The 24,147-nt window shown below is 57.4% G+C and carries 22 protein-coding genes and 1 pseudogene; 4 read left to right on the forward strand and 19 right to left on the reverse strand.

Translation table 11 applies throughout. The features are described from left to right. Positions 1–2: 2 nt before the first annotated feature. From AC0L2O_RS14105 to AC0L2O_RS14140, 8 genes and pseudogenes are all read right to left on the reverse strand, one after another. Entirely contained in the window at positions 3–1,187 is a 1,185-nt protein-coding gene (locus AC0L2O_RS14105; protein ID WP_473370143.1) for a GIY-YIG nuclease family protein, read from the reverse strand. Then, positions 1,180–3,258 (reverse strand): DEAD/DEAH box helicase, encoded by a 2,079-nt coding sequence (locus AC0L2O_RS14110; RefSeq protein WP_473370144.1) that lies wholly within the window; start codon positions 3,256–3,258, stop codon positions 1,180–1,182. The genes AC0L2O_RS14105 and AC0L2O_RS14110 overlap by 8 nt, the downstream gene beginning before the upstream one ends. Beyond that, a complete protein-coding gene (locus AC0L2O_RS14115; RefSeq protein ID WP_473370145.1) occupies positions 3,255–4,037 on the reverse strand; it encodes a hypothetical protein in 783 nt (260 codons plus the stop codon). Before AC0L2O_RS14115 ends, AC0L2O_RS14110 begins: the two co-directional genes overlap by 4 nt. Further along, positions 4,034–6,784, reverse strand: a complete 2,751-nt coding sequence (locus AC0L2O_RS14120) for a class I SAM-dependent DNA methyltransferase (RefSeq protein WP_473370146.1) — start codon at positions 6,782–6,784, stop codon at positions 4,034–4,036. Before AC0L2O_RS14120 ends, AC0L2O_RS14115 begins: the two co-directional genes overlap by 4 nt. Beyond that, complete coding sequence (locus AC0L2O_RS14125) at positions 6,781–8,808, reverse strand: ATP-binding protein (RefSeq protein ID WP_473370147.1); 2,028 nt, start codon at positions 8,806–8,808, stop codon at positions 6,781–6,783. The genes AC0L2O_RS14120 and AC0L2O_RS14125 overlap by 4 nt, the downstream gene beginning before the upstream one ends. 169 nt (positions 8,809–8,977) lie before the next feature. Beyond that, positions 8,978–9,172 (reverse strand): helix-turn-helix domain-containing protein, encoded by a 195-nt coding sequence (locus AC0L2O_RS14130; protein WP_211419715.1) that lies wholly within the window; start codon positions 9,170–9,172, stop codon positions 8,978–8,980. A 213-nt stretch (positions 9,173–9,385) separates the two neighbouring features. Further along, on the reverse strand, positions 9,386–10,606 hold the full coding sequence (locus AC0L2O_RS14135; RefSeq protein ID WP_473370148.1) for a DUF2130 domain-containing protein: 1,221 nt from the start codon (positions 10,604–10,606) through the stop codon (positions 9,386–9,388). Positions 10,607–10,858: 252 nt separating this feature from the next. Then, positions 10,859–11,106 (reverse strand): annotated as a pseudogene (locus tag AC0L2O_RS14140) (hypothetical protein). Positions 11,107–11,210: 104 nt separating this feature from the next. Here AC0L2O_RS14140 and AC0L2O_RS14145 point away from each other — a divergent pair. Then, the gene (locus AC0L2O_RS14145; protein ID WP_473370149.1) at positions 11,211–11,585 is read left to right on the forward strand and encodes a hypothetical protein; all 375 of its coding nucleotides are present in this window, start codon (positions 11,211–11,213) and stop codon (positions 11,583–11,585) included. A gap of 275 nt (positions 11,586–11,860) precedes the next feature. Here the strand turns inward: AC0L2O_RS14145 and AC0L2O_RS14150 are convergent, their stop codons facing one another. After that, positions 11,861–12,037 (reverse strand): hypothetical protein, encoded by a 177-nt coding sequence (locus AC0L2O_RS14150; RefSeq protein WP_473370150.1) that lies wholly within the window; start codon positions 12,035–12,037, stop codon positions 11,861–11,863. Between the two features lie 682 nt (positions 12,038–12,719). Further along, positions 12,720–13,679 carry an ABC transporter substrate-binding protein gene (locus AC0L2O_RS14155; protein WP_473370151.1) on the reverse strand — a complete coding sequence of 320 codons (960 nt, stop codon included), beginning with the start codon at positions 13,677–13,679 and terminating at the stop codon, positions 12,720–12,722. A 309-nt stretch (positions 13,680–13,988) separates the two neighbouring features. Between AC0L2O_RS14155 and AC0L2O_RS14160 the strand changes: the two genes are divergently transcribed. After that, a complete protein-coding gene (locus AC0L2O_RS14160) occupies positions 13,989–14,963 on the forward strand; it encodes an ABC transporter substrate-binding protein (RefSeq protein ID WP_473370152.1) in 975 nt (324 codons plus the stop codon). Here the strand turns inward: AC0L2O_RS14160 and AC0L2O_RS14165 are convergent. The 8 genes from AC0L2O_RS14165 to AC0L2O_RS14200 form a co-directional block, all read right to left on the reverse strand. Further along, positions 14,953–15,093: a hypothetical protein gene (locus AC0L2O_RS14165; RefSeq protein ID WP_473370153.1), complete on the reverse strand. Its 141-nt coding sequence runs from the start codon at positions 15,091–15,093 to the stop codon at positions 14,953–14,955. The two genes, AC0L2O_RS14160 and AC0L2O_RS14165, sit on opposite strands and share 11 nt — an antisense overlap. Positions 15,094–15,243: 150 nt before the next feature. Next, positions 15,244–17,370, reverse strand: a complete 2,127-nt coding sequence (locus AC0L2O_RS14170; RefSeq protein WP_473370154.1) for a phage/plasmid primase, P4 family — start codon at positions 17,368–17,370, stop codon at positions 15,244–15,246. Continuing rightward, on the reverse strand, positions 17,367–17,609 hold the full coding sequence (locus AC0L2O_RS14175) for a helix-turn-helix transcriptional regulator (protein WP_473370155.1): 243 nt from the start codon (positions 17,607–17,609) through the stop codon (positions 17,367–17,369). The genes AC0L2O_RS14170 and AC0L2O_RS14175 overlap by 4 nt, the downstream gene beginning before the upstream one ends. 124 nt (positions 17,610–17,733) lie before the next feature. Continuing rightward, complete coding sequence (locus tag AC0L2O_RS14180) at positions 17,734–18,588, reverse strand: hypothetical protein (protein ID WP_473370156.1); 855 nt, start codon at positions 18,586–18,588, stop codon at positions 17,734–17,736. A gap of 129 nt (positions 18,589–18,717) precedes the next feature. Beyond that, on the reverse strand, positions 18,718–20,016 hold the full coding sequence (locus tag AC0L2O_RS14185; protein WP_473370157.1) for a tyrosine-type recombinase/integrase: 1,299 nt from the start codon (positions 20,014–20,016) through the stop codon (positions 18,718–18,720). A gap of 277 nt (positions 20,017–20,293) precedes the next feature. Beyond that, positions 20,294–20,863, reverse strand: coding sequence for an alginate lyase family protein (locus AC0L2O_RS14190; RefSeq protein WP_473370158.1), 570 nt, complete (start codon positions 20,861–20,863; stop codon positions 20,294–20,296). Continuing rightward, positions 20,841–21,131, reverse strand: coding sequence for a hypothetical protein (locus AC0L2O_RS14195; protein WP_473370159.1), 291 nt, complete (start codon positions 21,129–21,131; stop codon positions 20,841–20,843). Before AC0L2O_RS14195 ends, AC0L2O_RS14190 begins: the two co-directional genes overlap by 23 nt. 695 nt (positions 21,132–21,826) lie before the next feature. Then, complete coding sequence (locus AC0L2O_RS14200; RefSeq protein ID WP_409191640.1) at positions 21,827–22,231, reverse strand: four-helix bundle copper-binding protein; 405 nt, start codon at positions 22,229–22,231, stop codon at positions 21,827–21,829. 153 nt (positions 22,232–22,384) lie between these two features. On the opposite strand from AC0L2O_RS14200, the gene AC0L2O_RS14205 reads away from it, so the two are divergent. After that, entirely contained in the window at positions 22,385–22,663 is a 279-nt protein-coding gene (locus AC0L2O_RS14205) for a hypothetical protein (protein WP_409191641.1), read from the forward strand. 121 nt (positions 22,664–22,784) lie between these two features. Here AC0L2O_RS14205 and AC0L2O_RS14210 read toward each other — a convergent pair whose 3' ends face one another. Beyond that, the gene (locus tag AC0L2O_RS14210) at positions 22,785–23,096 is read right to left on the reverse strand and encodes an ArsR/SmtB family transcription factor (RefSeq protein WP_409191642.1); all 312 of its coding nucleotides are present in this window, start codon (positions 23,094–23,096) and stop codon (positions 22,785–22,787) included. A 95-nt stretch (positions 23,097–23,191) separates the two neighbouring features. On the opposite strand from AC0L2O_RS14210, the gene AC0L2O_RS14215 reads away from it, so the two are divergent. Beyond that, the gene (locus AC0L2O_RS14215; protein ID WP_369720708.1) at positions 23,192–23,944 is read left to right on the forward strand and encodes an SDR family NAD(P)-dependent oxidoreductase; all 753 of its coding nucleotides are present in this window, start codon (positions 23,192–23,194) and stop codon (positions 23,942–23,944) included. The last annotated feature ends 203 nt before the right edge of the window (positions 23,945–24,147 follow it).

Here is a 24,147-nt window from a genome sequence, read left to right on the forward strand (position 1 = left end):
TCCTAGCTTGCAGCCTGCACAAGCCGGGCAGACTCCGGATCGTATTTGTAGTTGGTGATCGTCCCGTCCTTGATCCGTTCAACAGCTTCATCAATCACGAACACGGGCACAAGGAACCACTCGCGCGGGATCACTGGATTGCCGAAGCGATCCTTGATCTCGATGTCGAGCCGCGCCGGATCGAAGATGCGATGGATCAGGTTTTCGAGCTTCGTGCGGTTAATATTGGACAGCTTGTAGGTGGCGACGACCTCCACATCGGCCAGAAGGAAAGTCGCGTCGAGCCTCGCGTTGACGATCCGCTTGGCAACGTCACCACCGGTCACGCCGATCTTGTGCAGCACATCGCGGTGAGCCGCAACGGCGGGATTGTCGGACTTGCTGCGCAAGACATAGATGGTGCCACTGTCATGGTCGCCATCTTCGCTTTCCCCGGCAAATAGCGGCCCGGCCGAGGGATCGGTGATGCGCCGCCCGGCTTCATCCTTGTGGAGCGCACGTTGCAGCGAGCGCATGAGCAGATTGCTTTGCGTGCCGTTGTCGAAGATCACGCGCAGCCGCGCGTCCGTCTTGCCTTGAGCGTTGGAAAATGTTTCGCCCATATTGGCGACATAGGCCAACTGCCCGCCGACGATGAACCAAGCGCCGGGACGGATTTCGGCCTTTAGCTCGAATGGCCGTGTTTGCCGGATGCCTTCGTCAATTTCGCGCTTTACCTTTTCAAAGAGCGGCTTGAACTCGTCGAAGTCCTCGCACCTTTCCCGGTTGGCAATTTCCTCGGCGGCGCGTTTGTCCGCGCTGGTGCGGACATGGCGAAGCTCCGTGATGTCTGATGCTCCTGCTGCACCTTCCAGTTCGGCAAGCAATGCCTCGTCGTCCATTTCTTCGACGGGCGCAGCGGGAGCCGTCGCCGCGCCAGCTAGAAGTCCCTGCTTGTCGAGCGGCGCGACGAGCGAACGGCATTCCTCAAGCGCGCGGAGCCTGTCGAGTCGCACGGCGTAAAGCCGCTCGAAAATATCCTTGTCCTCGCCGTGCTGCGGGGCATGGCCGTGGGTTTCGACAAAGCGCTGGATTTCCTCAAAACCGGCCATGATGCGTTCCTCGCGCGCGGAGCGCCCGCCTTTCTTCTCAGCTACAGCAAAGGCGTCGAGTTCAGCGCGCAGATCGTCAAGGTCGAGGTCACTCATAGCGGCCCTCATCCTTGAAGCGCACAAAGGCGGCAGCCCCTTCGGCCATGCGCCGTTCCCATCCGTCCTGTGAATCGATGGATGGAAGCCGACCGCGTTCCTTCTTGAATTTGACGGCACGGACAGCAAGCTCCTTCGCTTCTTCCAGCGTCAGGCTGGTGCGCTTGGCGGCAATCGCCGCCGCCACCTGCTTCAGGCTATCCTCGCTCATGGTCTTGGCGAGGATGGCATAGGCTTCGCCGAACGGGTTGATCCGGTCAATCAAATCAATATCCAGTTCGCGCACATCCATTGCAAACTTGCGCACGCCGTCGATCAGGGCGGTGTTGGCGCGTTGCTCGGTATCACTGCCATTCCCGCCGTCACCCCCAACCGCGATCTGCTTGGCTTGCTGCGTGATGTTGAGAGCGGCGATGGCGTGCTGGCGCACGGCTTCCTGATCTTCGTCAGTCAGCTCGGGATACTTGTCCTTGATGATCTTGCCCATGCGAGCCACGGTCAGTTCCTCGGGGATCAATTCCTCGTCGAATAACCCACGCTCGATGGCCGTCTTATCCTGCACGAAGGCGGCGATCACCTCGTTCAAATCCTCGGTGCAGATGCGCGCCGCTTCCTTGCTCTTGGGTTCGGCAAGGCCCTTGATCTCGATGTGGAATTGGCCGGTTTCCTCGTTGAACCCGACGTTGCTCTTGCTCGGGTCGTAGCCGCCCTCGCCATAGTCAAAGCCTTCGACCGGGCCGCTCTGCGGATTCTTTGGCGTGAAGTTGAAACGCGGCGCAAGGACCTGTTCCATAAGAAGGCTGGCGGCGATGGCCTTCAGCGTATCGTTCACCGCCTCGGTCACGGCCTGCTCGGATGCGTCCGGCTCGGCGATCAGGTTGGTGAAGCGGGCGCGAGTCTTGCCGGGCGCGTCGCGGGTGGCGCGGCCAATGATCTGCACGATCTCGGTGAGGCTCGACCGATAGCCCACGGTGAGCGCGTGTTCGCACCAAATCCAGTCAAAGCCTTCCTTGGCCATGCCAAGGGCGATGATGATGTCCACATGGTCCCGGTTGTTCTTTTGCGCAGGGTCTTTCAGCGAAGCGAGCACCTTGGCATGCCGGTCGGGGCCGTCATCCACAAGGTCGGCAATCTTGAGCATGCGGCCATCAGCTCGTTTGACGAGATCGAAACCCGTGTCGGGGTCCTTGCCTTCCCAACTCCCCAGCGTTCCCATAATTTCGCTAACTTCCGTCGTCTTGCCTCGCTTGGTGCTCTCGCGGGAATTGACGTTCGGAATGTGTATGATCGTCTTTTCCGATGGATCGATTACCTTGGCGATGTCATCGACGTAGGAGCCGGAGTAGAAGAAATAGCCTATGTCGAGTTGCTTGAGATACTGGTAGCCATTCAACTGCTCATAATAGGTGTAGGTGACGGCATCGAACTTCGCCTCGTCCTGTGGGGCCAGCACCGGCACGGCATCGCCCCGGAAGTATGAGCCGGTCATGGCGACAATATGCACCTTGTCGCGAGCGATGAACGCGCCGAGATGCTGGCCGAGCTTGCTCTCCGGGTCGGCGGAAACGTGGTGGAACTCGTCCACCGCGATCAGCCGGTTGTCGAACTTCTCAACGCCAAACTTGTCCACGGCGAAGCGGAAGGTCGCATGGGTGCAGACCAGAGCCTTATCCTCGCTGTCGAGGAACGCGCCGAGGGAATTGACCTTGCCGCCGTTGTCGGAGCCGGGCGCGTCGCAGAGATTCCATTTCGGCGCAACGATCCAGTCAGCCGAGAAGCCATATTTGGTGAGCGGCTCATCATGGAAGCTCGCGCCGATGGATTTTTCCGGTACGACGATGATGGCTTGCTTGAGACCCTGATTAGTCAGCTTGTCGAGCGCGATGAACATGAGCGCGCGGCTCTTGCCTGAGGCGGGCGGTGATTTGATGAGAAGATATTGCTCGCCGCGCCGTTCATAGGCGCGCTCCTGCATGGGCCGCATCCCAAGCGCGTTGGCCTTGGTCGATGAGCCGTTGCGGGCGTAGGAGACGGAGACAGACGGCACAGATTTTGAAAAACTATCGGTCATTTCTTGCTCATCCGTAGCTGGCCGTCGCGGTCCTTCAGAATGGCTTTTCCAAACCAGTCAGGAACGTCTGTGACCATCGACTCGAAGATATTCTCTGGAACATCCTTCCAAAACGCGACAATTGCGTCCGCGAACGCCTGAAACTGATCGTCATTGACCTTGAGGTGCGTGTGGTCACGATATTTCATGTCTGAAAAAGCACTGCCAGCACCGCTGAACGGGTCACTAAGATATTCGGTATAGCTCTGCTTCAACTCATCAAGCGATTTTCCCTCGCCGTGCTTGTAGACGTTGACCACAAGGCGGCACGCATCAAGCTTGCGAAAATAGCTTGCGCTGCGAAGTTTCCATCCGAGGCTTTCCAAGAGATCGGCGATCTGTCCGAAGTCAGCCGACCAGACTTTCAGGGCAGTGCTATCGCCAAGATGCCAATGCCCAATCTCCCGTACTAGCCAATCGCGTAGCTGCTTGTCCCACTCGTGGAACATCCCGGCGACAACACTCAGGCGGGTCTGATCCCGCATGTCGGTCAGGAGCCCGTAGAATTCAATACTGTGGTTGTAGGCAGCCTCATCGAAGTCGCCGGGGTCGTGCCTGTCAGGGTCAAATAGATGGCTGTTGCGCTCTAGCCATTCCTCGGCTGCTTTGTCGGCTTCCGCGCTGATGTCATCGAATTGCGATAGCAGGCGTTTGCGAGCCTGCTCGACATAGAATGTATGGCCCTCGATCAAAGACTGCCGAAATGGCCCCCACATTTGAAACAACACGTAGTCGCTCACGCGCTCGCCCCCGCTTTTTTCTTTCTCGTCGCCGCGACCGGCGATGCAATCATCCTGGTGTAAAGATCAAACAGCTTTTCCAGCCGCTCCGTGTCATTGCGGAAGCGGCGGCCAATATAGATGCGCTCAAGCACCTCGTCGTTGCGCTCGTGCGCCGCGCGAAGGTTGGTGGGCATTTTCTCCGGATCATAGAGGTCGGCAATCGTCGCTGGAAAATGTGCCTCGCGCGCCAGCAGAATGTCCTCGGTACAGCGGGTCAGGTCAGCCTTGTTCTTTTCGGTGAGCGTGGGAACCGGGAAAGTGTTCCAGCCAAGAGTGTTGGAATAGCGGAAGTCGGTTTTCAGCTTGCCGCAGACGGTGGCGATCCAGACGAGATGCAGGCGCGAGGCAATCAGCGCCATGTTCCAAAGAGGGGCGTCGTAGAGGGCGAGCGCGAGGTTAGAGACGCGCACATCGGCGGGCAACAATCCGCATGGAAGGTAGGCGCGACGTTCCGATGAAACGCTGGGAATGATAATCGTATGGTTATTCCCGATGATCGTTCGCTCAAATTTGTAAGGCGTGTCGAGACCCGCACGCCCGCGCTCGCTACCATGCAGTCGATATTCGCGGATGCGATCAAGCCGCGCCTTGATCGGCGGGATAGAACAAGCGAGCGAAGCCTGTGCGTCAGTGATCCAAAGGCAATATCGCTCCAAACCATTGATGAACTCGTTGGAGCCCAAGATGGGCTTTATCAATGCCGCCGCCGCTGGGTATGAGGCCGTCAAGTCCCTCGCCTCATCGGGTGCGAGCAGAAGATTTCCCTGATCCCTTGGGATGTTGCCGCCAAACATGATCGCGACATCGGAGATAGGTTCATTCGCCCTTTCGACGATGACGTTCTTGCCGGGCGCCATATAGAAGTTGATGTTTTCAACTTCTTTGCGCTCTTCCCCCTCGAATATGTATTTCGGTTTGGCTTCCACACTCGCCACGCCGACGATAATGCACGTAACCTGCGCGTTCTTGGCGGCGTTGTTGCCCCACAGAAAATCCTTGTGGCCAAAAAAGACTGCCTGCTTGGCAGCGATGATTTTCGGCCAGATTAGCGGAACCTGGACCCCTTGGCAGATGGAATTGGTTGAGACGAAGGCAAAGCGCCCGCCGTGCCTAATGTAGTCAGAAGCCTTCCAGAACCACCCAGCGATATAATCGACTGCGCGAACGTCTTTTGTGGCTAGAGTTTTCAGATCGGCCTTCTGATCCATCGTCTGGTATTTGTCGCCGACATACGGCGGGTTCCCGCAAACATACGTTTCTCCACCCTCATTCTCGAAGTCGATTTGCGCTTGGTCGAACGGCGTGTGAAACAGGTCTTCGGCATGATGCTTCACGCCCGTCCCGCTCGGCGGACAGATGCTCAACCAGTCGAGCCGCAGGGCATTGCCGCAGGTGATCCAGTTCTCGGCGTCGAGCGGCAGGAAGTCAGCCAACGCCTCCTTTTGCCCGCGATAAAGCACATCGCACTGGAACTCCGCGATGATGAGTGCAAGGCGCGCGACCTCCGCCGGAAAGTCGCGCAGTTCGATGCCGCGAAAATTGGTGAGCGGGATTTCCGTGCGCCGGTCGGCTTCCCCACGCCGTTCGTTGATCGCGGCCTCTATCTCACGCATTGCCTTGTAAGCAATAACAAGGAAGTTGCCAGAGCCGCAGGCCGGATCGAACACCCTGATCTTTGCTATGCGGTTGCGCAGGTTCAAGAGCTTGCGCGAATTGTCGCCCGCTTCTTCAAGCCGGGTGCGCAGATCGTCGAGGAATAACGGATTGAGCACTTTCAAGATGTTCGGAACGCTCGTGTAGTGCATGCCGAGCAAACCGCGCTCTTCATCCTCGGCAACGGCTTGGATCATCGACCCGAAAATGTCGGGGTTGATTTTCGTCCAATCGAGGCTGCCGATGTGCAGAAGATAGGAACGGGCGATCTTGCTGAAACGCGGCGCGGCCACGCTGCCCGAAAAGAGCTCGCCGTTCACATAGGGGAAAGCGTCGGCCCATCTTGGAATCCCGGCGCTCGCGCGATCCTCGCGCTTGGTGTTCATGGCGCGGAACAACTGGCCGATCACCTCATGGGTGTTCGACGAATCCCGCTCGCTCATTCGCGCAATTGTGTTGGTGAACAGGTCTTTACCGCTGAAAATGTCGGTATCTTCGGCGAAGAAGCAGAAGATCAGCCGCGCCATGAAATGGTTCATGTCGTGGCGACGTTCCGGCTTATCCCAATCGGGGTTGTCTTTCAGAAGCTCGACATAAAGCCTGTTCATGCGACTGGTAGCGCGGATGTCGAACGAGCTTTCGCGCACCTGCTTGACGGTGGTGATCCCCGCCAGTGGCAGGAAAAACCCGAAATGATCTGGGAAATCAGCATAGGTGCAGGCGACCGTTTCGCCGGTTTCCAAATCCTCGGCCTCGAAATCCGCGCCGTCGGTTGAGAGGATGAACCGGGCCTTCGCCTTGGCAGTCGCGGGGCTGGTTTTCAGCGCGGCCAGCCTCTTCGTCACCTCGCCCGGCGCGGCGACGGCGATGTGGATGTTGTTGGTTTGCAGGACACCGCCAAGGTCGGACTTGTTCGATGCGCCCGCGCGCAGCCGCTTGATCGTGGTTTCCTTGTTCCCGAAGGCTTGCAGGAACGCGAATGGAAACTCGCCGCCGTCGAATGGCTGTTCGGCCAGCGCCGATATGGCTTCCTCGATCTCTACGGCGTTCATGCGGCCCCCGCGCCGGTTGTTGCCTGGGCCTCTTCCGAAGTGGCGGCGGCTTCACCTTCTTCGCCCTCTACCAGAACCCCTTCAAGGAACTCACGGTGTCGTTCTTGAAGGTAGGCGAGCGCCTGCCCGTCATCGACACGATGCTCGAGTTTCTCTTTCACGAATTGGAGGCGGGCATTGTTTTCTTCCAGGATTTCACCCCAGGTCTTGACACCCACCGATATGCGCGCACCTTTTTGAATTAGGCGGCGCTGCGGATCAGGCCCATTTTTGATGCGGGCCTCGACTTCTTTATTGTACTCGTCAGAGACAATCCAGAAGTGCCATCGAAGACCGTCCACACGGTTGAAACGCGGATCTTCTTCGACCGCGAGCGCATAGCCTTCGATCTGCATCAAGTGGGTGGCGTTAATCACAACCTTCGGGGCCTTCAACTCGATTACAAGATGTTCAAGGTCGTTGTGGCGATGGCGGCGTTGCGCGCGCGAAAGCATGAGATCGACAATACCCCGCGTCTTATTGACGACCTTAACCGGATCATCAATGACCAAGTCAGGGTCGAGCTTGGCGCTGTGCGCTTTCAAGACTGTCGTGAGGTCCTTGTCGCTTGCCCACAGGTTGTACTCCTCACCGAATATCCAAGTGTTCTGTTCCAGGATTTTATGAAGCTGTGAGCGCTCGCGGAGTTTCTGGCGCGCTTCGTAGTCAAACAGGATGAATCGCAGCGCTTCTAAGAATTTGAGTCGGTCGGCGATCAGCGTTGTCGCACTGATAATTCCCGAAAGGTCAGTCTCATCGAGAAGTTCGGCGAGTTCCTTCTGTTTGCGTTTAGGTAGCTTCAACACCTCATCAAGGATGCGCTGCAATTCGGTGGGGCTGCGCTCGATGGCGTGGCGTAACAGCCGGAGATGCAGGGCGGCTTGCTTGGGGGGCGTCTCGCGGAAATCGGGAGATGCATCCTGGACGGTGACAGCTACGATGTCGAAAATCTGTCGCTCGGCCGTTTCAAGAGGCGTGGTGGCATCCCCTTCGTAGGGATAGACCTTATCCTCTTTCCACTGATCGACAACGATCCGCGCCCGCTCGGCGGCACGGGACCTGAAAAGTTCCTTGATCTTTTTTCGCGCTTCCTCGATGGCGGTCGCCAAGTCGGGGACCATTTCAGCAAGGTCGAGGCGACCGTCGCGATGCAGATCGCGGATGAAGCTTGATTTCAGATAGGCGGAAAAATGGAAGTCACCGACATAAAAACGCGTTTCGACGTGTGACAGGGGAAAGCCCTGTTCGCTGCACAGATAAAGCGTGCGGCGGGTCTGCCTACGCCACTCGATAACTTCAAGGATCACACTACGCTGCGTGCCCTGTTCATCAACTATGGGGGATAGCGTAAACTCCCATGCGTTGGCGATTGCGAGATTGGGGTCGATCTTCTCGCTGCCAATGGCAATGCTAACGTCACGGTAGTCCTTGAGGTAGATCGCGAAGATTTCGGATAGTTCTTGGACTGCATTTTCAGGTTTTAATGAGTTGAACTGCCGCTTCAACTCCGAAACAACAACCGTGACGCCCCGCACTGCCCCTCGCGAGGGCTGCTCATCGGAAATGCGGACGCGCTCGATCTCACGTTCTAAAACGGTGATGTCGTAGCGGGACGACGTGCCGCCATTGTCGTATACGACTTTCCAGTCAACAACACCGCCGAGCGCAAAAGCCTTGAAGCGCCCTCGACCTTCTTGGCCATGCAATATGCGATTGTGGCCGAGCGTACCCAGCCGTTGACGTTTCCATGAGCCGCCGAGATTTTTGAATAGTTGGGGGGCCTCTGCGTGGGGCATGCCATGCCCGTTGTCGGTAACGACGATCTTGGACATGCCGCCCAAGGCGTCATTTTCAATCTCGACGTTGACCGAGGTTGCGTCGGCGTCGAGTCCGTTCCAGATCAATTCGGCAAGGGCTTGGATCGGCTGGGCCTTCGCCTGCCGTTCCAGAAAATCGGGCCGGACTTCTACATTTATTTCCTGCATGTCCTGCCCCGAGCGAATGCCCCGACAGCGTGACTCCTGCGTTGAATTGGGGGATTGAGCCCGAATGACGCTGCATCAACCTGCGCATCCATGAGAGCGCAAGCCAGCTTCTCGGCGTCCGCAACGGAATGCCGTCTGCTCAGCGCGTGAGTGGCGTGGTACTCGATTATCACCCCCCGTTGCCCCCTTGCTGCTCCTCAACCTTCCGTTTGATCCATCTTGCAATTTCCTGCCGCTCAAAGCGCCACGATCCGCCGACCTTGAAACCGGGAATTTTGCCTGCGGAGGCCAGCTTGTAGGCAGTCTTCTCGTTGATCTTGAGAAGCTCGGCAACCTCCGGGATTGTCAGTATTTCGTCGGCCATTCGGGAACTATATGGATCGGTTCGGCCGATTCCTAGAGAAAATAAGAGAAAATGAGAGAAAGAGAGAGATAATGGGAGAGACGCGAGGCTAGCTCTATGCTCCGGGTCGGCCTTCCCGTGCAGCAGTCGTATTTGGTCGCACGGTTTGAGATCGTCGAAATTTGCCAAGGGCGCGTTCGCTTGCCACACCTTGAGCTTGCACGAGAGGAGCCGTTAATCGCCTGCTGTCAGAGCCGGGATGGCTGCAAGCGAAGACCCGACCAGTCCTTGAAGATCACCATACATGCCGGACGTACTAGTGATAACCCTCTGAATTGTCTTTTCGCGTTTTGCCCAGCGCCGTTCAGTTGATCGACGCTCTTCCTGCAAGTCTTCTTGCATGCTGACGAACGCTTCGACGATGGCCTCGACTCTTTGGCGAAATTCAATCCCGGACAGGTAGGCGTAAAGGATTTCCATCTTTTCGTTTTTTCCCACTGCGGCGCGTTTCGCCGAAGCAACCTCGATTAGAAGCAGCCGCAGTGCACTCGCTAAGTGAATCGCGCACCTTGGGTGGGTTACCCAGATTCCACTAATCTGCTTGAAGTGACTGCAATCCTTTGGCAGCGCGTCACTCACCAATATGGCAAGCTCGGCTTTAGCCTGCCGCTGGTCGTCCTTTATCTTTTGAATCCAACCATCACTCCATGCCTTTGTCCTTTTTGATTCCCAAATGATCGAGCCAGTCAGGTCGCCGTTCGGGTTCTGAACACGCTGCATTATGTCCGCGCCGTTGATGCCCTTTGGCACGGGTTGAACCAGATCCGATGGGAACGTTTGAGAAATCAAATCCTCCAGGGCAAGTTCGAGCACTTCTCCCTGAAGCTGTTGCGAGCCCTGCTGCAGTTTGCGCCTAAGCTCGTCGTTAGCCTTCATTGCGTCTGAAAGCCGCTTATCTTTCTCTGCTGCTTGCCGCGCATGTTCTTCTTCGAGCCGCGTCGAAATTTCTTGCTGAAGCCGGACGCGCTCTTCGTCTAGCCTTCTAGCCATTTCCAGATCGCGCGCCTTTTCTCGTTCCTCTAGATTTCGCTTCTCGGTTCGGAGTTGAAGCTCGATTGCCTGCGCCTGTGCAAGCCGTTCGGCCCGTTCGTCCGCCTGACGCTGAAGATCCGCAATTTCCGTTGAAAGTCCGGACCTCAATTGTGCTTCAATCTCTTTTGAAAGTTTGGCTCGTTCTGCAGCAAGCCGGTCAGAAACCTTCCGATCAAGGGCTGCTGCTTTCTCATCCAGTTCGCGTTCTCTTGCCGCAAGCAGCCGTCTCGCTTCCAGCGCTTCGGCCTTAAATTCCTCGCGCGTTCGTTCTGCAATTTGGTGCTGAATGGCTTCGCTGATCGGGATTGCTTCCCCGCAACCTGGGCACTTGATGGTACCGAAGCCCGTTTCCTCTTTCGCCACGATAACCCCCAATCGATCAATTATTGCGTCAGTGAATCACGTCGAAGCCGCTCGTGCAGAGTGGCACGATGCGCTGCTCGCGAACCAATTTGTCTGGCGCTATGCACAGCGCGTTCACAGAAGCCCGCATCCGCAACAGCAATAGTCCGCCGACGCAGCACCAAAGCCGGACTGTGAAGCGTATGGACCTCTTTCTGCTGCCTACGAATTTGAAGGTGCAGCCTTTTGATTTCGGCGCAGATGAATTGGGGGTCATAGGGTACTCAAATCATCCGGCACTTGGCCGAATTTCCTGATCACCTTGGCATCCCTGAAATCGCCACTAGCAGGGTCACCGGTGCGGCTAAAGGCGACTGCACCGACATGGCCTTCTTGCGGGACAACGCCTCAGCGCGCATTACAGCGGCGTTTGGATTGAAGCATTCCGTAGGCTCGCCAGCGGCAATGCCGTCATCGGCCGCGACGAACGGCAGCGCGACAAAATAGGTGACTTCCGCCATGGCCTGACTCCAACTGCTTGACCTGACCGGCCAATAATGTTCTCTATTTGTTCCTTTGTCAATCTGGCCTGACCATGACGAACGAGCGACCCGCAAGCTGGAGAATGCCCACCCCAAAGCAGATGGAGAAGCTGTCGCGGGAGGCTGCTCGTCGGCGAGATATCGATCAGCCAGATCCGGCACCAAGCGATCCGATGCCGGATGGATTATGGGAGGCAGTGCTGGCCGACCCACGCGCGACCGGACGATCACCGCTGCCGATCCTGCAATGTCGCCTCTCGGAAATTACGCTCCATGTGCTGCGTGTAGAATGCGTGCGCTGCCTTCGCGTCGTTGAAATTCAGAAGGCGGATGCAGCTAGGTTGTTTGGCTCTCATGCCCTCTGGAAGAATGTCGGGCAGCGCCTGCTCGACCAGACCTGCACAAATCGCACGGGCCGCCACGAGCAAGACGGGTGCTGGCCGAGCTGGTGCAAATAGGTAGCAAAGGCAGCAGCAATGGGAGGGATCGAAGTTGCCTCCTTATGCCAATTGTCATCGTCGATGAGTGACGAGAGTGACGGCTTTCAAGCCTTTAAAGTAGAACACTATTCTAGAGAGTCAGTTCTCTCATCTTAAAAAAGAAAAAACCGTCACTCTCGTCACTCTCGGCGAATACTGGTTCGTTATGGCCTAGGGGGCAAGGGAGCGTCTTATTGGCCAGCGTTGGTAGATGACAACGGACACGGTCCCTAGCTGGGCTGTATTCAGATCAATCAACAGATGCCGGTCGTCCGCCGCATGGTGTCGGCCAAGTCCTCTGCGGTGAACGGCTTTCTGATCATAGGATAACCATCTCGCCGTCGCTCGCGACCGGATAGCTGGAGAACCCGCAACTGCGGCTTCATTCGTGTGGCCCGTTCGGCCAGCTCGTGGCCGTCCATATTGGGCATGTTGATGTCCGTGACCAAGATTGAGATGCGGTCATTCCGGCGCAGCTCGTCGAAGCTTCCTCACCGCTGCGGGCCGTAACAACCTCACATCCTAGTTCTTGCAGCATGTCCGCGATGACATCGAGCACGCTTGCGTCGTCATCAACAACGAGGACCACGTGGGTCATTCAGGCCATCCTTGGGAGCTACGCTTCGCGCGCGAAAATCCGCCGTGCGCCGCTATCCCCCGTTAGCCTGTGTTAATTCGACAGTGTGGCGCGAGTTCCCCGCCATGGGGTGAGGTGCGGAGCTATCTATCCGGGCCGGTTGGTGCGAACTTCGAAGCAACCACTGTGGCCCTAGGTGCCGAACCTCCTGCGCCGAGGGCGTAGATCGTTATCGCGTCAGCATTCGTGTGCGGAGGGCTAGGACCCACGCCCCAGCCGCGAGCGAACCACCGCAGCCTGAGCAGCTTCGGCTTCACGATGAGGAAAAGACGATGAACTAGAAGCAAGCTCCCGGCGTAGGCCAGCACGATCATGACCGTACCTGTTAGCCAATGACCTTCTCCCTGAGTTCTTCGCATTTTGACCCGGAGCCGACTTCCGTCACCGCGTGCCACGAGGCAACCCACGGCCCTTGTTACTAACGTGGCTTTTGAGCACTTGCCGATCGAATGGGAGTTCCGGCGGCGCGCCGTTGGTTATTCGATAATCTGGTCGGCCATCAGCAAGACCTTTTCAGGCATCGTAATACCAATAGCCCGCGCCGTTCGAAGATTGATAATGAAGTCGAAGGTAGTCGGCTGTTCCACCGGCAACTCTTTTGGATCGGCGCCCCTCATTATACGGGCCGCGTAGTCAGCAGCCATCGTGTAAAAAGATCGTATGTTGGGCCCGTAACTCATCAGCCCATCATAGAGTGTGACGTAACTACTTACTTGAAAAATTGTTGGCAAACGGGCTTTCAGCGCAATTCCCGGCAAAGCCGGTCGAGGTGGATCAGCAAGCACGTAAACAGCTTCACAATTGGCTGCCTTCATCTGCGCGAACGCGCTGTCCAAGTCTTCGGGGTTCTTGGCAACAAACCCGCTCGCCGAAATGCCGACCGTTGCGGCCGCGCGCACTGCCAACTCTAGCAAAGGCGGATGTGTTGGATTGTTAGATATCAAAACTCCGATCTTCTTGGCATTCGGGAAAGTCGAGCTAATGATGTCCAAAATCTTCGTGGTGCTGTCACCAAACATGTTGGCAACACCAGTAATGTTTCCACCCGGATGAGTGAAGGTTTTGACGAAGCCCGACCCGATAGGGTCGGTAGCTGGTGCCATGATAACTGGGATGGTTGTAGTGGCCTTTTGGACGGCTGCAATGGCTGGCGTTGCCTCGGCAATGATTAAATCTGGCTTCAAAGCAATCAACTCATCAACCAAAGCCGGTAGTACGCCAAAGTGGCCGCTTGCTTCACGAAAATCTATGATGAAATCCTTGCCTTGTTCGTATCCTAAGCCCGTGAGCGAGGTGCGCACGATGTCTAGGATATGAGCGCCCGGGCTAGAGGTAACCAAGGCAATTCGCCAAACCTTTGTGGAATTTGCCCGCGCGAAGCTGATTGCGGCAAAAGAGCCGAGGATCAAAGTTCGGCGTTTGAAAGGACGAGTCATTGCTCCCTCCACCTCCTATTCAACGTACTCCAGCCAATGGGATGGCGGGATGAGACATTCGTCTCAGGCCGTCGCGACCCGCCGACTAGAACCGGGCGAGCCCTTTCAACCCATATGTCGGCTCCTGGCCCATCGCTTCCGTTGACGCAACACAGCTAGATTTCGGTTCATGGGGGCAGACCGGAAGTTCGTAACCAAGTACCAAACCGACGCTTTTGACCCGAAGCGGTTATCGCCTCACAACAGGTCGCAGCCCGGAAGGATTATAGTATGCTACCTTGAACAGGGATCCATCTATCGAGGTGCAAAATGAAACGCCGGGAGTTCATGGCGCTTGCAAGTGGTCTGACCATATGGCCGCATGCAGCGCGGGCCCAGCAATCTGCAAAAAGCTGGCGGCTCGGCTACGTCGGGACCGGCGGATTGGGCGATCAGTTGTTCGAGGATTTCACGCACAAGCTCGACACACTCGGTTATGTTGCAGGGAAAAACATTGTCGTAAGCCGCGCGGTTGTGGCGCCCGAGGCGAGGGCTGTTGAAGTTGGCCTTACGAAACTGCTCCCTGAAATCGACATTCTGGTCATTTGGGGAACGGTCGGTGCAACGGTAGCAAAGCGCCTTAACCAAACCGTCCCCACGGTGTTTCTGTCGGTCGGCGCGCCCGTTGATATTGGGCTGGTTCAAAGCCTCTCGCATCCCGGCGGCAACATGACCGGGGTTTCGTTTGAAGCTGCCATCGACACCTATGCGAAGCGATTGCAGATGCTTAAGGAGGTCGTTCCGTCGCTGGGGCGGATCGCCGTCTTGGCGGCGCAGGGCGATCCGAACGTGCCGTTTGCGATGACTTCCATGGAGCGGGCCGCATCCGAGATGCACGTCGCATTGAAAACGATCTACGTGAAAACTGCGGATGACCTGCCCGCCGCATTCGATGTGATACAGCAAAGCAATGTCGAGGGCTTGATTGTCATCGCCGGCTTGCTCACTGCCGAAAACTCAAAGACCATCGCCGGGCTCTCGTTAGCCCAACGTTTACCGAGCTGCCATGGCTTTCGGGAAGCGGTTGTCGCAGGCGGCTTGATGAGCCTAGGGCCCGATCTTTTTGCAATAGCAAGTCAGGGCGCAGTGTATGTTGATAAAATAATTCACGGAGCAGAGGCTGCTGATCTGCCAGTTGAACAGCCCGATCGATACGAGATTTACATTAACTTGAAGACAGCTGATGCACTGGGTCTTGCTATCCCAGCGTATCTTGTTGCGGGCGCGGACAAGGTCATTGAATGAAGATCAGAGGACACTTCGATCCCGATGCCGTCCGAGCCTCGATGCCGTCGAGCGCCAACAGCCGCGCCACGCCCTTCAGGAATGACGCATCGTCATCGACCACGATCACGATCGCCGATTTCGGTGCCATATCCGTATCCGGCCCGATGTGATGTAGTGTGCGCAAGGTGTCAGCCGAGCCTTGATCCAAGTCAAAAAGTTCTAGTCCGTCGCGAATACTGACCAAAGAAGTCCGTGTTCGATGGCGTGGTCAGGGGACACATCCCCTGACCATGCGCTCTCATATGGCCTTTAGCCCAAGGATCGTCTGACCGCGATTGCGCTTCTTCATCTCGAATCCCAACAGAACCAAATTCCGGGCCACAGAACCGGATTGCTGGGTCCGTGTATAACCCTTCGCCTGAGACCATGCAGTGTATGCCGCATAGAAATCGCTCAGCAGATAGCTTGCGGAGGGCTCGCGCACGCAGCACTCGTTCAGAAACGCCGGTAGCGGGTTAGCTTCTGCCAGCCATGCGTCCTTGGCGGCGATGACGGCCTTCGGTGCCTTGAACCGCATCCCCCTTGCGAGTACCCGCTGGAGTCCCTTGACCGCTCGGTTGAGTACCCCGGACATTTCGTCGCTCCAGATGGTCTTGAACAGTTCGTCGTCCTTCTCTTCCTCGGTAAACGTCCGATCAAACGGGATCACCATCAACCTCCGCCGCATTCCGTGCGACACGTCGGCTAGGGACGGGACGTTATTGCAAAGCAGGACCGGTAGAGACCTGATCGTGAAGTTAAACTGGGGACCATGCTTGTGTTCGCCGGTTACAGTCTTGGCCTCACTGATCTTCTTGAGCTGCCCGTCAGGCAAGCGAATTCCGGCCTTCACGTCGTCGTCGAGCAGCAGCAGCTTACCGAGCAGATTGCCTACAGCGAACTGATTTTCGAGGCTCTCGATACGTTGAGCGGATACTAGGTTTTCGCCGAGCAGCTTGAGAACGGTCTGCATGAGGACCGTTTTTCCGTTGTCGCCGCCGCCTTTGAGGATTGCGACAGTGGGAATCTCACGCCTATGCTGGATCATGTAACCGAAGAGTTCATTCCAATGGCGATCCATGCCGCTGTATGTGGGCGCAGCTCTGCTGAATATCTCCTTGAGAGCTTTATCGTAGCGGGGGCATTTGGCAGCGGGATCGTATGCCACGGTCAAGCAATGCCGGAGATACGACTTTGCCTCATGCTTCCGAAGTTCAACACTTCCGTCAGTGTTGATCCATAGTTCGCCGTTCGAGCAATTAATCACAGCAAGAGGCGTTCCAATGAACCGCAACGGATCACCGTTGACGGACCGACTGGCCTTTAACAGAGCCGCCACCTGACCGATGATCGCCGAAGTGGCGGTTCCTCCACGATCCGTCATAGTCTGGATGGCGGCGAGCGTCCGACCACGGAGCCAGCTCTCCTGCGTTGGCTCCCAGTGTTTGCCGTTGTACATCCAAAACCGCCCGTCTAGGCAGTAGATAAGATGATCACCACCTCCGAAGTCACGGTCAAGCACAAGTTTCGTTACGCGCTCGGCAAGATCGCCTTGTGTTACCGCGCCTAATTTTGAAGGCTTGCTGCCGATGCTTTGCGCGATTCTTTCCACTTCCTCTTTATCAAGCGGCGGATCGCACCGTTGATTTTCTTGCAGCAATGCCGCCAAGAGAGTCTCCGACCCTATGCCCGTGTTGTGCAATCTTCCGGCGATACTCGTGAGAGTGTCGTTTCTTGCTCCAGCGACGATGACCGCAGCCTCCAGAGGCTTCGGCTTATCAACGCTCCGCTGGGATTTGATATGATTGCGCCAATTCTCTGGCAGGCTCGTGGGTGTTCTCTCGAAAAGTGATGCTCCCTTTTGCCACCTATACCGCTTGCCCGAAGCGTGAACGCTGGGCGGTACTATAATGATCGAACCCTCCGATGCCACGTCGATACCAGGGCCAAAGACCCTCCCGCCGCTGTCCTTCCGAATTGTGAATTTGGGAAGCTTGAAGATGTGATGAGTGCCGCCGCCGCCAGTATTCGATACGACCGCGGAGTTCAAATTTCCGAGCGTCTCTTTCAATTGACGCAAGGTTTCGTTTCCGCCATTACGGGGATCTATGTCGAGGGCGAGAATGTTGGACTTGCTGCCACAAGCAATTCCGATGTTCGCCTCGGGGTGGGCCGTCCACCATTCGCGTATCTGTTTTCGGTTCGTCGAAGCTCCTTTGACGCCGTTCAAATTCCATGGGTGTTTTCCTGGGTTAGGGCACTTGATACCCTTGGAGCAAGAACACACGGCGTCTCGGACCGTATGCATTGGCACGACGGCGAACCCATTTCTGGCATATTGGAGTGCGCGAGTCCTTTTTGTGGCGCGATGCTTAGATTGCTTCACGGGCGCTGCCCCTTCCTGCAATCCGACGTGGAGCTAACGGTATTCGTGGCCATGAATTCGTCGAGATCGGATTTGCGATAGCGTATCGCTCGACCGATCCGGCAATAGCGCGGACCAGTGCCGTAGAGTCGTCGCTTTGCGAGCGTTGAGGGCGAGGTGCGCAAGTACGCAGCCGCCTCCCTTGGACTGTAGTATTCTTCACCGGAAACTCCGGGAAGCCGTCGTTCTTTGTCAATCATAGTAGTTCCTCATGTGTCGTGCGGCACGATCAGCCGACGTGAGGAACCTACGGCACTAGGAACGATTTCAGCGGAATGAGGACCTGAAATCTGAGGCAGAAAATATTCTTTTGGAATTCGGATCCTACGAAGAAATTAAACGATCAAAGCGATTCAGGAACTTGTGGTCGAGCATTTCAACACCTCTGCGGAAATCTCCTTGTACCCAGCGAGCCAGCATGCGCTGCATCGTACTGGTTGGATTGCCCGTACGTATTTTGAAGGCGATCACCGCGCCCTTGCGGAAAGAATCAGGAATATCACCTAAGAGGAGTTCTTCGTTGTTGATCAGTTTCCTAAGGTGAAGCTCTGACGGTAGCTTCAGTTGTAACCTCGCCAACAGGTACACTGCGCCATCTAATAAGTTTTCGCGGCGAGGGTGTCTCACCGGGATGTTGGCCTCTCTCAATATGCTGAGAACGAGCGCTGCCCAAAGAAACCACAGATTTCTGTCATCTGAAGCTCCTGCCTCTATCCAAAGCTTATGATGTACAAGCTTAGCCGTTTCTAGGGAGCCTGTAAGAATTCGGTCGAGCAGCGCCAGGGGGAATTGCGACTCAATCTTACTGAGAGGGGCACAGAAGAATTTTCCTTGAATCTCTTCGAAATCAGCCGCCCAATCTTCCGAATACTTCTTAAAATTGTGCCCTGCGGTAGCCTTGCTCTCTGTCCATACGCCGCAGGTCATCCCGCTGGTCCTTCTGGTCCAGTCCGTGATTCGATCCAGCACTTGTTTGAGCGGTTTGACCGAAGCATTCGCGCGCAGACTAGACGCATAGAGATTCGTCACCTCCAGCAGATGCTGCTTCACGTCCTGGGACAATCGGTTTGCCGAGGATGCGTCTATATACTTTCCGAAATGAGGCCATTCGTAGTCCTCAATGCTGATTGAAGTTATCGTTGCAGTCGGAGGCGTTACGAACACTATATTGCGTTGCATTGCATTCTCTTCGGGAAGGTTTCGCGGGCCACTTCGAACGTCGCACCACGGCGGCCTGAAGCCATCATAAATTGCATGCGCTGATGGGTGGGCGGTCTTCAGGACCTCTAAAAATAAGCCGCGTACAATCTACGCAGAGCGAGGTTTCGTCTTGGCAGTAGCGGCAAGGCTCGTGCCCCCTTTGGCGAAGGAATCGCCCATTTGAGCCACCAGCGCGTGAGCAATTTCATCGGACGCCCTCCGCAGTGGGTCAGCCGCCAGATGAGCGTACCGTTGTGTAGTGCTTGCTTGCGTATGGCCAAGCAGTTTGCCAATGATCGGCAGGCTGAGACCGGCTGCGGCCCCGACGCTTGCATGTGTATGACGAAGATCATGCAATCTCACGCCTTCCAAGCCTGCGCGCTTCGATATTGTGCGCCATGGCCTATTGAGATCGGCCCTTGGTCGATCCGAATCTTCGGAGGCGATGACAAAGGAGCCTACGCGATTAAGCCCGTGCAAAACGGCAAGAGCGGGAGCATTCAGCACAATAGCCTTGCGGCCCGTCTTGCTATCGGGCAGCAAGAGCAGACCTCTCTGGAAGTCCACGTACTCCCATCTAAGATGCAAAATCTCGCGAAGCCGTGCACCGGTCAGGATAAGCAATCGAAACGCCGCCGCGGTGTACGCATCGATCTTGATGCGGCGGTTTTCGAGCTTGGGAGCGTGCTTCGAAGACGGCTTGGACTCGTCGATTTCATACGGCGTGCCAACGGTCTCTGCGTCCCGGATTGCTTCGCCAAGGCGAGCCAGTTCCTCCGAACTGAGAAACCGCTCACGTCGGTTCTCACGGAACGCCCGGATTCCCTTGGTCGGGTTGTGACCTAGTGGCACGATGTTGCAGGTTGCGGCGTAGCGAAAGATCGATGAGATGCACTCCATAACCCGGTTGGCGGTCATCGGCTTTGTCTTGCCGATTTTTGAGTGCAGGCGCGATAGGTCACTATTCGAAATCGTATCCAGCTTGATACGCCCGATCTCAGGGTTGGCGTGCTTGCGGATTGCGATGCGGTAGTTCGCAATGGTGCCGGGCTTGAGCTTGGCCTCGGCTTCCTCTGAAAGATAACGCTCCGCAAACTCACGAAACGTCAACGACTGCCGGTCGTGCTGCCGATCCGCCATCGGGTCCTCGCCCAAAGCGACGGAGGCAAGCAGTTCCTTGGCGGTTTGGCGTGCTTGCTCGGGCGTGAACTCGCGCGACCCAAAGTAGAAGCGCTTTTTCGAAATGCGCCGACCACCAGCGCCTGGGCGGTATTCAACGAACCAGCTTAGCGACCTGCTGGCTGCGACACGCACACCGAAGCCCTTGACTTCGGTATCGTAGACAATCGCGGGGAGGGCACCATCGAGGATCGCGTCGATGGTGCGTTTTGAAAGTCTTGCTGGCATCCCAGGCTCGGAAGATGATTTCGGTTTGTTCTTCGTGTCGCCACCGTGTCGCCACCGTGGTGGAAATCACAGGACACCGCCGAAACCAGAATGTCAAACAAATATAGCAAAATCAGTGGCTTATGACACGTCAGGAAACGTGGGGCATCACAAAGAAACGACCCTAATCGTTCTCATAACCTGAAGGTCATAGGTTCAAATCCTATCCCCGCAACCAAGATAGCCCGTCAACTCGAATGAGTTGGCGGGCTTTTTGATTCTCTGGCTGGCCGCTCAATCACCTCCGCAATCCACCATCGCCTGCCGCCACATCGAGCACAGCACGGAAAGTTGTCACGTCATCCGCGTGTCGCCCGTCAGCGCGCGATTGGGCGGGGGCTCGGCGCTCGCGCCAATTGCGCCAAAATGGCGGCTGAGCGCCGCGCATCTCCGCCGGACGTGGGATCCGATGTGGCGGCATTGGGCTTGCCGCATCGAGTCCAGCTGTCGCCGAGATAGCGGGCGCCGAAGCCGAGCGGCACCCGGTAGCCCAGTCGCCGGGAATTTCCTGATTGGCCTGAGCGCGTGCCGCAAGCGGCTTCGGGGCGCACAAGCTCTGCCCGATCATGTCGGCCAACCGCTTGAGCCGGGCGGTGTCGGCCGGCGTGTCGCGATAGCCGAGCCCTTCGCGCGCCGCATGCAGCACGAGCGCCGCCGAGAAGGAGAACATGTGGTAGATCAGCGCCCGTTGTCCGCGCGCCAGCTCGGCATCGATCGTTCCATCGTCGTGGATCGCCGCCATCGCCTCGTGCCAAACCTGATCTTGAAAGCTGAGCGCATCGGCATCAGGCTGGATCAGCGCGAACAATGCTGCTCCCGCCGCGGCCCAGACGCGCAGGTTGCCGCGATTGCTCGCCTTCTCGTAGAAGCTGCGATTTTTCGCGGTTCAGCGTCTGCAGCCAATCGATCACCCTCGGATCGAGGGCGAATCCGGCTGCGCGGAACTTTAGCGCAAGAACGTTGAGGCCGATCAGGTATTCGCCGCGCTTGACAGTCCCATCACGATTGTATGGCTTGGACACCACAGTCAGCGCGCCGGCGGCGGCCCACTTTCTGAAATTCTCGTAGGCGCACACGGCCGCGGATCGGTGGCGCTGACGCCGGGCCGATCGAGCGCCGATTCCAGCGAGCGTTGGAACTGGTCGACCCCGGAGGTCAACTCACTGTTCTTTTTCTCGGCGGACGGATCCGGCACCGATTGCCGCGCATCGGTGTAAATCCCGACGAACTGAAGCGACAGGACCGACGGAAATTCAGGGCAGGTCGGGCTGGCGGCATGCGCCACATGCGCAAAGCTCGATGTCACCAGGCAGAGAGCAAGGAGGGCCGTACCCCATTGTCGGACACCATACAGCACGCTCGATACTCCGTTCCGTCAAGCCCTACGCCTTGACCCTCGTTCGACTTACGCGAGTTAGCCTGACAGAGCACTTGGTTTTTCACCCGGTTCACGCGAGCGTGCGGTCTGATGAGAACAGGCGACGTTTCGTTGGTCTGACGGGCCGCTGCCGCAATTCCAAAGCCGTTGAGGTCAAGCGGCAATGTCGGCATATCTCGGTGCTGGTGTTGCGCCTCCCTGTGACCAATTTCGGACTGCGCCGATCCGATCCGAAAATGGCCCGCATCAAGCGGGCCATTTTGTTGCAGCGTTCTACGCCGTCTTGGAGCGTGTCGACGTGCTGCTGCCGACAGGATCCCCGCATCCCGTTCGCTCGATGTACACCGCCAACATGGAAGCCGCCGCAAGCGTCACAGCCTGCTCACGGCCGGCTCAGTGCACCATGCTCCGGCCCGCCTCCTCACACGCATTCAGGCAACGACGACAGGCTTCGGCGCAGATCCGGCAGTGTTCGTGCATCTTGGCGTGCTTCTCGCATTCTTCAGCACAGAGGCGACAGGCGCTGGCGCAGGTGTCGAGCATCCTGCGGATCATCTCTTCGTCCGACCCTGTGCGGCGGGTCGCAATCCGCCCGGTGATGTTGCAGATATCAGCGCAGTCGAGGTTGAGCCGGATGCACTGCGTCAGCGATTTCACATTGTCCTCCGCGAGACAGGCGTCTGCACATGACGTGCAGGTCTGGGCGCAGGAATAGCACTCCTCGATACAGCGGATGAGCGCATCATTGGTTTGACCGCGGACGTGCGGGTGCGTGCTGATCATGTCTTGGGCGTGCATGTGGATACTCCAGGTATGTGCCCCCACCCCCCAATGATCTCGGTCTGCAAAGTTTCCTATCGCGCGACAACTCGCGCATGGCTCGTTGCAACGACAGGAACTTCAGCGGGCCGCCCCGGTTGCCTCGGCAGTCAATCGAGCAGCTAACGCCAGATGTCCACCAAAGAGCACAGCCCCAGTATCCGGGATTTCGAGACGCCGGCCGACGGCTACACGATCCTGGTCACCTGGCCGCAATATTCGGCCGGGCAGCACAAGCAGGACGTCTGGTTTGCGTATCTCTCGGAACAGGCGGCCGCCGTGCAAGCCGTCCAGAATGCGTGTGGCGCGATGAACGACGCGAAGGTCGAGATATTGGGTCAGGCGAGCAAAGACGCGCTGCTGGAACACGGTCTTTCTAGAGGAGCGGTGAAGAGAGCACCGCCGCGCTGAAGAGTGAGGGAGACACTGCGCTCAATGCCCCGAGTTACCGAGACAGTGCACTCAATGCACCATCGGAGCTGACTGCACGGTCACTGTAGTCGCGCGTAAACCCGCTGTCGTGGGCTCCCCCTTACTCCGGAAAGCTCAGGATCATCTTAAGCAGTTTCGGAAACCGCGCATTGATGTCCTCTTCGCGCAGCACGTTGCGGTGCTGGACGCCTTGCTTTGAGGTTCGGACCAGGCCGGCCTCCCGCAGGATGCGAAAATGGTGCGACAGGGTCGACTTCGCCATGTCAGGGCAAGGCGCCGCCTCGGTGCACGACATGCAATCCTTCTGCGCGGCCAGGCTCTTGACGATGCGCAGCCGCATCGGATCCGCGAGGGCTCCGAGCACCCCGGCCAGTGTAATCTCCTCCCGCGCCGGGTGAACGAACTGCGCCATGCCTAAAATGTAGCATCTCCCTTGATCTGCTTCAATAGTTCATTAGTATTGAACTACTGAAGTAGCCGGCCTCTGCCGAATAACGGAGATATGCGATGACCAAGAGACTTGAAGGAAAAGTTGCGCTCGTGACCGGTGCCTCCAAAGGCATCGGTGCCGAGATCGCCGCCCGGCTGGCGGCGGAGGGTGCGGCGGTCGCCGTGAACTACAGCGCCAGCAAGCAGGGCGCCGACCGCGTGGTCGCCGCCATCATCGGCAAGGGCGGCAAAGCCGTCGCCGTTCAGGGCAACCTGGCCGACGCCAAAGACGTGAAGAGCGTCGTGGCCGAAACCGTGAAGGCATTCGGCGCGATAGACATCCTCGTCAACAACGCGGGGGTCTACGAGTTCGCGCCGATCGAGGCCATCACGCCGGAGCATTTCCACAAGCAGTTCGACCTCAATGTGCTCGGCCTTCTCCTGGTCTCGGCGGAAGCGGCGCGGCACTTCAACGCCAATGGCGGAAGCATCATCAATATCAGCTCTGCCGCGTCGACCATCGCGCCGGCGAACACGGCCGTCTACTCCGCGACCAAAGCCTCGGTGGATGCGATCTCCGCCGCGCTGGCCAAGGAGCTGGCGCCGCGCAAGATCCGCGTCAATGCGGTCAATCCGGGCATGATCGCCACTGAGGGCGTGGTGTCAGCCGGCCTGCACGAGGGCGACATGCGCAACTGGATCGAATCCAACACCCCGCTTGGCCGTATCGGCAAGGTTGAGGAGATCGCCGCCGCGGTCGCGTTCTTCGCGTCGGACGACGCGTCCTACGTCACGGGTGAGACACTTCACGTAGCGGGCGGCCTGCGCTGACCAGGTGCGGGCTCACTGACCCTGGTCCCCCGTGGGGCGTGCGATTGTACCGTCGGGCCGATTTTTTCGCCCGACGGGTCATTTGAGTTTCGTAGACAAAGCAAGGACTTACAAGGCCGCCTCTCCTGTGCATGGGGTTGTTTTCGACCTTTTTTGATAAGGGCCGCTCCGAGCGCGCCTCCGCGCCGTGATGACGAAGGCCC

This window comes from Bradyrhizobium sp. Kon10 (genome assembly GCF_055807395.1).